Origin of the sequence: Variovorax sp. HJSM1_2, from assembly GCF_049316285.1 — a bacterium.
GTDB lineage: Bacteria > Pseudomonadota > Gammaproteobacteria > Burkholderiales > Burkholderiaceae_C > Rhodoferax_B.
Genome location: NZ_JBMOXA010000026.1, coordinates 59,547 through 68,778 on the forward strand (window position 1 = coordinate 59,547; position 9,232 = coordinate 68,778).

The window sequence follows — 9,232 nt, forward strand, 5'->3', positions numbered from 1 at the left end:
AGCTATTCATTCGCTAGCATTTTCATCCAACAAACCGCTGGCACGCAGCACCCGGCGCTGCGTCGCCGCTTCCAGCACCGCCGCGCTTTGCCCCACATTCGCCAGGCTGAACCAATGCTTGGCGCGCGTGATGCCGGTGTAGACCAGTTCGCGCGTCAGCACCGGGCTCATGGCGGTGGGCAACACCAGCGCGGCGTGGGTGAACTCCGAGCCCTGTGATTTGTGCACCGTCATGGCGTAGACGGTTTCGGCCGCTTGTAATCGGCTGGGCAGCACCCACTGGATGTCGCCGCTGCCATCGTTGGCGGCAAAGGCCACACGCAGCACCGGCGGCTCGTTTCCAGAGAGGTTTGCGTTGGCTGCATGGCGCACCGCCAGGTGCTGCGGCAAAGCCAGCGTCACCCCCACGTCGCCATTCATCAGCCCCAGGTCGTAGTCGTTGCGCGTCACCAGCACCGGCCGGCCCAGGTACCAGCCATAGTCGTGCGAAATCAAGCCCGCCGATTGCAGCATGGCGGCGATGCTTTGGTTCAAGCCTTCCACCCCCCAGGGGCCGTTACGCAGCGCGGCCAGCACCTGGAACTGAGCATGGGCCTCGAGCACCGTGCGCGCCCAGGCATCAAAGGCTTCTCGGTTGGCGTGCGCCGGCGGTTGCTTGTGTTTCAGCACCTGCAGGTAGTGGCGGTAGCCCACGGGCAGCGCCACCTCTTCCTCGTCTTCTATACGTGCCTGTGTAGCTTGCACCGTGCCGTCCACCACCAGGGCGCGCAGCGTATGCTGCTGCGCAAGCGGCAGGCTGGCGTCTTCCAGCACCAGGCGCGCCACGTCGGGGTAGCCCTGCGCCAATACCTTGCGCACACCCAGGGGACCACGCACGTCACCCGTGTTCACGGCCTCGGCCAGGCGGCCAATACCACTGTTGGCGCTGAAGCGGTGGCTGTGGCGCAGCATGGCCACGGCCTGGTCGAGCGCGCTGCCATCGACCGATTGCAGGTCTGGTGGAATACTGTCACCGGCCACGTGTTCCAGCCAGGCGCAGGTGGCCGGTGTGTAGCGCCCTTCACGCGCATGGCGGCACAACTCGCCCAGCACCGCGCCGGCCTCCACCGAGGCCAACTGGTCCTTGTCGCCGAGCAGAATCAAACGCGCGTGCGGCGGCAACGCGGCCAGCACGGCGGCCATCATTTCCAGATCGACCATGGAGGCTTCGTCGACCACCAGCAGGTCTACCGGCAGCAGGTTTTGCGCGTGGTGGCGAAAGCTGCGCGAGCCTGGGCGTGTGCCCAGCAGGCGGTGCAAGGTAGTGACCTCGGTGGGCACGGCGGCTTGCAAACGCTCGGCGCTCAGATTGCTCCCAACCACATCAGCCAAAGCTTGCAACGGCAAACGCCGCACCGCGCCCGCAATCGAGGCATTCAAACGCGCCGCAGCTTTGCCGGTAGGCGCGGCCAGGCGAATACGCAGCGCGCGGCCCGACTCGGCCAGGGCCAGCGACTGCAGCAACGCCAGCAGCCTTACCACGGTGGTGGTCTTGCCCGTGCCGGGCCCGCCGGTGATCACCGCAAAACCACTGCGCGCGGCCAGCGCACAGGCGAGCTTTTGCCAGTCCACCACAGTTTGTGATGTGGGCGGGAAGAGTTGCGCCAACACTGCGTGCATCGCCGCCTCGGGCAATGCGGCCTGAAGTGTGGGCGTCAGCACCAGACGCTGCTCCAGGCTGGCACGTACCGATTGTTCGTATTGCCAATAGCGCCGGGTGTAGAGCCGTGCCCCCACCAGCACCAAGGGCGTGTTGCCAACACCTGTGCCGACCAACAAGGGATGGGCCAAGGCGGCTTGCCAGCTGGCCAGGGTCAGGCCTGCAAGCCGTGCGTCCAGGCTATCACCCGGCGCTTGCGGCAAGGCGCCGGCGGCTTCACGGTCCGGCGGCAGGGCCAGCGCGAAGCGGCTGTTCTCCAACACCGTGGCCAGGTCCAGGCACACATGGCCGCGGCCCAATTGATGACTGGCCAACGCTGCGGCCAGGATCAGCAGCGCATGGGCGTCGGGTGCCTGTTGCGCCAGAAAGGCCGCCAGCGCGCGGTCCAGCTCGCGCAGCCAGCCGCGCGCCACCCAGCGTGAGAGTTGCGCCAGTTGCGCTGCAACTTCAACCGAGGTGTTGGGCGACAACAGCAGGCGGTGCGCGGCTTCTTCTGTCGAAATGTCCGTCGACGACGTCGTGGTGTTCATGCTGCGCCCTCCGCCAGCGGCGCGCTGAACAACAGCTCCAAGGCTTCAATCAATACAAACGGGGGCCGCTCCAGATGCACGCCGCGTGTGGCCGAAGCATGGCCGCGCAAAAACCAGGTCACCGATCCGCCCACATGTTCTTCGTAACGGTAATGCGGCAGGCGCGACTTCAGCAGCCGGTGCAGCGCAAACACATACAACACGTATTGCACCTCGTAGCGGTGCTGCAGCACGGCCTGGCGCAAGGCGTCGGCGGTGTAGGCCGCATCATCCTCACCCAGCCAATTCGATTTGTAGTCGAGCACGTAGTAACGGCCCTGGTGCGCAAACACCAAGTCCATATAACCTTTGAGCATGCCGTTGAGCTGCTTGGGCAGCAAGGCTGCTCGCCCCACACCGTCCAGCGTGTGCTGCGTAATCAACTGGTCAAGCTCCCAGGTGTTGGCCTCGAACACCGCAAACCAGAACTCCATCTCCACCTGAAACTGACCCGGCTGCAGCGCCACCAGACGGGTGTGGCGCTCGTCGCCCAACGGCAAATCGGTTTGTAGGGCGGCGCCCAGCCAATCGGCCAACACCGGCGCCCAATCGCCCCAGCCGTGTGACTGGCTGCGGCTGGTTATGGTTTCGGTCATGGCGTCTGGCGCCGTCAACGCAGCTTGAAAACCTTTGTCGGCCGCCCATTCCAACAAGCCATGCAAAAAAGTACCCGGCCCCGCGCCGCGCGGAAAAGCGTGCAGCCCTGCGGAAACCAGCGGTACGCCGGTCACTGCTGTGGCTGGTGCGGCCGGCTCCTGGCTTTGCGCATAAGCTTCTGAATCGGCGCTGTCTCCGGCCATGGCCAACAGCGGCGATGTGGCGACGGTCGCAACTTGGTCTGGCAAGCCGGTCTGCACCGCCGCAGAACCCAGATGCAGGGACGAGTAGCTGGCAATCCACCAGGGTGCTTGTGGCGCGCGCTGCAAGCTGCGCTCGGCCAGCAGGGGCGTCAAGGCCGCATCCACCGCGTAGGCCAGCTCTTCTACCGCCGGTGCGGCTAACACCTGGATGGCCACACAATCTGCAGCCAGTTCCTCGAGTGCGGCGCCCACCGTTTCGGGCGCCAGTTGTTGGCCTGGGCTCAGCAGATAACCCATGGCGCTTTGGCCCAGGTCTTTCAGTGGCGCCATGCCCAGCCAGGTGGCATAACGCGCACGTGTGCTCGCCACATATAGCTTGCGCAGGTCTTCACCCAGGCGCTCGTGGTCGGCCAGTTGCACCGCTTCGGCATCGGGCTCCAGCGCCAGCTGAAGCTGACCCTGCGCGTCGTGCCACGACAGCGGGCTGTCGCTGGGTTTCACGGCGCGGAAGGCGCACACAAAGGGCAGGAACACCAGCGGGTACTCCAGGCCTTTGGACTTGTGCACGGTCACCACTTTCAAGAGCGCGGCGTCGCTTTCCAGGCGCATACGGCCGGCTTCGTCTTCACCCTCGGTGGCTTCGCGTTGCTCGGCCAGGTAACGGATGAGCGCGTGTTCGCCGTCGAGCAACACACCGGCCTGCTGCATCAGTTCGGCCAGGTGCAGGAAGTCGGTCAGTGCACGTTCGTTCTGTGCGGCCAGCAGGCGCTGCGGCACGTCGAAATCTGTCATCAGGCGGCGCAACATCGGCAACACGCCCCACTGGCGCCACACCTGGCGGTAGCCGTGGAACTGCAGCACCAACTGCTCCCAGGCCAGGTCGTCGTGGTTCAGTGCATCCAGCTCGGCCCAGGCCAGGCCCATGGCGGTGGTGCCCAGCGCGGCACGCACCAGGCGGCCGTTGTCGGGCTCGGCACACGCGGCCAGCCAGTGTTGCAGCTCGGCGGCCTGCGCGGTTTGGTAGACCGATTCCTGGTCGGACAAATAGACGCTGCGCACGCCTCGGCGTGTTAGCTGTTTGCGCAGCGCCATCGCCTCGCGGCCCGAGTTCACCAGCACCGCCATGTCGCCGGGGCGTAACGGGCGGCGCGGCTTGCCAGGCTCATCAAACCCCGCACGGCCTTGCTGGCCCAGCGTCAGCAAACGCGTGATTTCGCTGGCGCACACGGCGGCCATTTGTGTGACGTAAGGGCCCTTGGATAGCGCCTCGTCGGCGGCAAGCACCCAGCAGTTCAGCGCGGCAGTGTGTTCACCATCGACCACCAACTGGTCTTTGCGGCCATGCGCGTCCACGGCCACAAAAGGGACGGGGTTGTCGGCCCCTGGCTCGCGGAACAAGAAGGCGCCCGCGCCCTGCGCTGCCGATTCAGCGTGGTCGAACAAGTGGTTCACGGCCTGCACCATGGGCGCCGTGGAGCGGAAGTTCTTGCCCAGAGTGTAGTGCCGCCCTTCGGTGCTGGCACGCGCTTGCAGGTAGGTGAAGATGTCGGCGCCACGAAACTTGTAGATGGCCTGCTTGGGGTCGCCAATCAGCACCAGCGCCAGGTCGGGCCGGTTCTCGGCCACGCGGTAGATGGCGTCGAAGATGCGGTACTGCACCGGGTCGGTGTCTTGAAACTCGTCGATCAAGGCCACGGGAAATTGCGTGCGTATACGCTCGGCCAGTTGCGCACCGTTAGGGCCGTAGAGCGCCGCTTCCAGCCGCGTCAACACATCGTTGAAACCCATTTGCGCCAGGCGCGTTTGTGCGTCGGCAAAACGCTGGCGCACCCAGGCCACGGCGTGCTGCACCACGGCTTGAAAGCCGTCGGGCAAGGCCGCAAGTTGCGCAGGCAGTTGGTGTATCGCCTCCAGCGCGGGATGTTCCGGCGGGGCGCCCTCTTTCCAGACTTCGGACAGACCTTCGGGTGTGAGCCGCTTCCAGGCCGTGCTTTTCACGGCCCATGGTGCAGCTTCACCACGGGCAAGTTCTGCCAGCGGGCGTTTGGCCCAGGTGCGCAGCTCATCCAGCCAGGGTTGGAAATGGCGGCGCTGCAGCTTGCTGCCGTGCACCAGCTTCTGCTCGACGGCCTTGTCGAGCAAGCCTTGCAGTTCTTCAACCCACACGGCCCATGGCGCCTGCAGTTCGGCCAGCAGCTTTTCGCAGGCCGCCTGGCTTTCAGCCAGGGCCCGCGCGGGCTCTACAGCGGTAGCCGAGCCCACGGCCAGCGGCAGCAAGGGTTTCAACAGCTTTTGCAAGACCTCGGGACTGGCCCACCAGCCGCGCACCCGCGCCGCGTCATTGGCCCCCAAGGCATTAAAGAAGCTGCGCCAGTAGTCGCGCACGGTTTCGGCCAGCAAGGGGCTTTGGTCGGACACCAGGGTCTGCGTGAACAGGCTGTTGCTGTCGAACGCGTGTTCGGTCAGCATGCGGTAACACCAGCCGTGTATGGTGGAGACGGCGGCCTCGTCCATACGCTCGGTCGCCAGTTGCAGCAGGCGCGCGCAAGCGGGCCATTGTTCGCTTGGTACCTCGTGGCGCAACGCGTCCAGCAGTTCGTCGGAGGGTGTGTTGGCCTCTGCACTGAGCGGGTCTACGCGGAAGTGTTTGGTCGCCTGGTTCAGCCGGTCGCGGATGCGGTCGCGCAACTCCTTGGTGGCGGCGTCGGTGAAGGTGACCACCAAAATTTCCGGCGGCGCCATGGGGCGCGTGAACGCCGCCGCACCACCATGGCCCAGCACCAGCCGCAGATACAGCGCGGCGATGGTAAAGGTTTTGCCGGTGCCGGCACTGGCCTCCACCAGACGGCTGCCGTGCAAGGGAAAGCTCAACGGGTCTAGAAAATTGACACTCATGTCGCGCCCTCTTCTTCTGTCGGGCTGTTAGCCGACTTCTTGGCGCTGATTTTCTTGGCCGAGCTGAGGTGTTCATACAGCGGGCGCAGCAAACGCTCGATCAGCACGGCCCAATCGGGTGCGGCCTGCAAGGCGTCGAAACCTGGCCATTCGCGGGCTAGATAGGGGTCTTCGGCGACTTCGGCAAACTGGTTGTTTTTTGGGTCGTGGCGTTCGTACACATCACGCGCTTCCTCGGGCTTGGCCAGCCATCTGAAACCCGTGGCCACGGCCAGCGGCAAGGGCCGGTGCATACCCTCCCACCACGCGGCCACCAGGTCGCTCCAGAGCTTTTGCACTTGGGCCGGCGGCAGCGGGCGCAGTGTCACGGTGCCGGCCTTGCTGACGATGATGCTGGTGAGCGGGTTGCCATTCAAGTGGCCTGCGATGTGGGCAATCCAGTGCGGCAAGATTTTGTCGTGGCGGTAGTGGCTATTCTTCACCAGGCCGGTGCTCACCAGCACCAGGCGTGCACGCTCGCCCGCGTCATTGCGGCGCAGGCCGCCCAGCCAGTCGCTGAACTGCAAGTCCAGGTCTGGTATCTGCAGCTCAGCCATGATTTCTTCATCCGGCAGCACACCCGGCCAATCGCTTTGGGCTTGGCTGTAGCGCTCGAACAAGGCGTCCATGGGCTCAGTCAGGTCTTGCTGGCTCAGGGCGCCGAAAGCGCCATGCGGCAACTCACCGGCACGCGCCTGGTGCGCCAGGGCGGCAGCCAAGGGCTGTTCGCGGCCCTGCCCGGCATCGACCGCCACACGTTGGGCGGCAATCAACTCGTCCTGCAACTGCCAGTTGAGCAAGGCATCGACCGCAAACGGCTCCTGATCTTCGCTTACCGTCTCTTGCAGTTTCAGCACCACCTGCAGGCGTTGTTCAAAAAAGGCTTGGGCCGGGCTTTTGACGAAGCGCGCCAGTTGGGCGATGCTCAGCGGCGCTTTGGGCGTGAAGGGTGGCAAGGGCTGTGCCGACATCTGGTCGCCAGGTGTTTGCGCCGCCGATACGCTGCTGCGCCATTCGTGCGCATAGCTGAAAAGGACTGACTCGCCGGTGAAATAGGCGCGGTCGAAGGGTTGGAGCTTGTGCTCCACCGTCAGCGCATGCAGCAGCGCCTTGCCGTCACCGGGCACGTCCGCAGCATCACTTTCCATGCGCCAGCCGGCGGCCACGTGGTCACGCAGTTGCGCCAGCAGCACCGAGGGCGGGCGTTCGCTGTTGTCCTGGATGCTGCGGCCCACCCAGCTGATGTGCAGGCGCTCGCGCGCCGACAACAAGGCTTCGAGAAAAAGATAACAGTCGTCTTCACGGCGCGAGCGGTCGCCGGGGCGGTAGTCCTGGCCCATCAGGTCGAAGTCGGATGGGTTGCGGCTGCGCGGGTAGTCGCCGTCGTTCATGCCCAACATACACACCATGCGAAACGGAATCGCACGCATCGGCAGCAAGGTGGCGAAGGTCACGCCGCCGCCGAAGAATGGCCGCTGCAGGTCGGCCTGGTCTATCAAGGCCAGCCATTGCTCGCGCACCAGCGACAGCGGCAAAGGCTCGTCGAGCTGCGCGGCTTCGCAGGCGTCTTGCCAGGTTTGCAGCGCACGTTCCAGCCGCAGCAAGGTGTAGCCGTCAGCCGCATCGTCGGCCGCAAAAAAATCGCTCAGCAACTGGCGCAGTTGCACTGCCCAATCGTCGGGCGTGCGCGCCGGGCTCAGGGCTCGCCAGGCTGCATCCAGGTGTTCTAAAAACACCGTCAGCGGCCCCACCAGGGCGGCGCCCAGGCCACCAATTTCGTCCAGCGGTTCGATCTCTTGCCAGGATTCGCCGCGGCCCACCATGTAGCCGAGCAACATGCGCTGCAGGCCAAACAGCCAGCTGTTGTGTTCCGAGGTGTGCGGCGGCAGCTCCAGGCTTTGGCGTTGCTCGGCGTGCAGGCCCCAACGGATGTTGGCATCCGATATCCAGCTTTGCAATTGCGGCAGGTCTTGTTCGCTGATGCCAAAGCGCTGGCGCACGGCTACGGTGCTCAGCAGGTCGAGCACGGCGCTGACGGGCAGGCGCGACTGCGGCAGGGCCAGCAGGTGCTCCAGCGCGGCCAGCAGCGGGTCGTGGTGGCGTTGCCCCTGGTCGGCCACGGTGAACGGCAGATGGCGCGGGTCTTGGGGGCCCAGCAGGCCAAAAACCGCCTGGATGTGCGGCGCGTAGCGGTTCACGTCCGGCACCATCACGATGATGTCGCGTGGCTGCAGCGTCGCGTCCTGCGCCAGGGCTTCGAGGATTTGGTCGTGCACCACTTCCACTTCGCGCTGCGGGCTGTGGGCAATATGGAAGCGCAGGCTGGTGTCGGTGGCCGGGTCGACGCCAGGCCAATGGTTTTGCGTCTCGGCCAGCGGGCGCAGTTCCAGTATGTCCTGCTGGATCTGGTGCAGCAGGCAGTCTTCACCAAACGGCTCAAACAGGTTGATGCGCTGGCCAATGTCGAGCAGGCGGCGCGCGTAGACCTCTTGCTCGGTGTCGTGGGCGTCCAGCAGGCCGATGTAGTCGCGGCCTTGTTTGCCCCAGGCGGCCAGCAGCGGGTGTGCGTGTTGGTGCAGTTGGCTGTCGTCCAGCGACTCGGGCACACCCGATCGGCGCGGCTGACGTTGGCGCGAGGTGCGCAGCAAATCGCGGTCGGCGACGATGTCTGACCAGAAATACTGGCACGGGTTGTGCACACACACCAACACCTGGCACCAGCGGCCCAGGGCCGACAAGACTTCCAGCGCCTGCTGCGGCAGGGATGAGATACCAAACACCAGCACGCGCCTTGGCAGCCCTGCGGGGCGCGCATCCGCAGCGATCTTCCTCACTTCGGCCATGAAACGCTGGTGCACGGCGGCGCGGCTGCTTTGCACTTCGCCAGGGCCCACGTCCTTCAGCAGCGCGCGCCACAAATGGGCTTGCCAGCGTTGCGTGGCATCCAGCGGCACGCGGCCCCTGCGTGTGGTGGCCAGCACGTCGTCGCCTGCGGCCCAGTCGGCCAGCCAGTCGGCGCGGTACACCTGGTACTGGTCGAACAGGTCGGCCAGGCGCTGCGCCAGCTGGTAGCGTTTGCGTAGCTCGGTATCTTCCTCCAGAAAACGCGCCAGGGGTTCGAACACCGGCTCCTGCAGCAGGCTGGGCAACAGGCGCATGAGGCGCCACACCAGCAAATCCTTGTCGAACGGCGAATGCGCCGGCACCGCCTCTTCGCCCAGCACGGCGCG

At 65.3% G+C, this 9,232-nt stretch carries 3 protein-coding genes; all 3 read right to left on the reverse strand.

Annotated features, from left to right (window positions below):
• Positions 1-6 precede the first annotated feature (6 nt).
• Positions 7-2,229 carry an exodeoxyribonuclease V subunit alpha gene (recD, locus tag ACFQ95_RS21450; protein WP_422834301.1) on the reverse strand — a complete coding sequence of 741 codons (2,223 nt, stop codon included), beginning with the start codon at positions 2,227-2,229 and terminating at the stop codon, positions 7-9.
• A complete protein-coding gene (gene recB / locus ACFQ95_RS21455; RefSeq protein ID WP_422834303.1) occupies positions 2,226-5,963 on the reverse strand; it encodes an exodeoxyribonuclease V subunit beta in 3,738 nt (1,245 codons plus the stop codon). Before recB ends, recD begins: the two co-directional genes overlap by 4 nt.
• Positions 5,960-9,232, reverse strand: a 3,273-nt coding sequence (gene recC / locus ACFQ95_RS21460; protein ID WP_422834304.1) for an exodeoxyribonuclease V subunit gamma, incomplete at its 5' end; no start/stop codon positions are given. The genes recB and recC, both read right to left, overlap by 4 nt.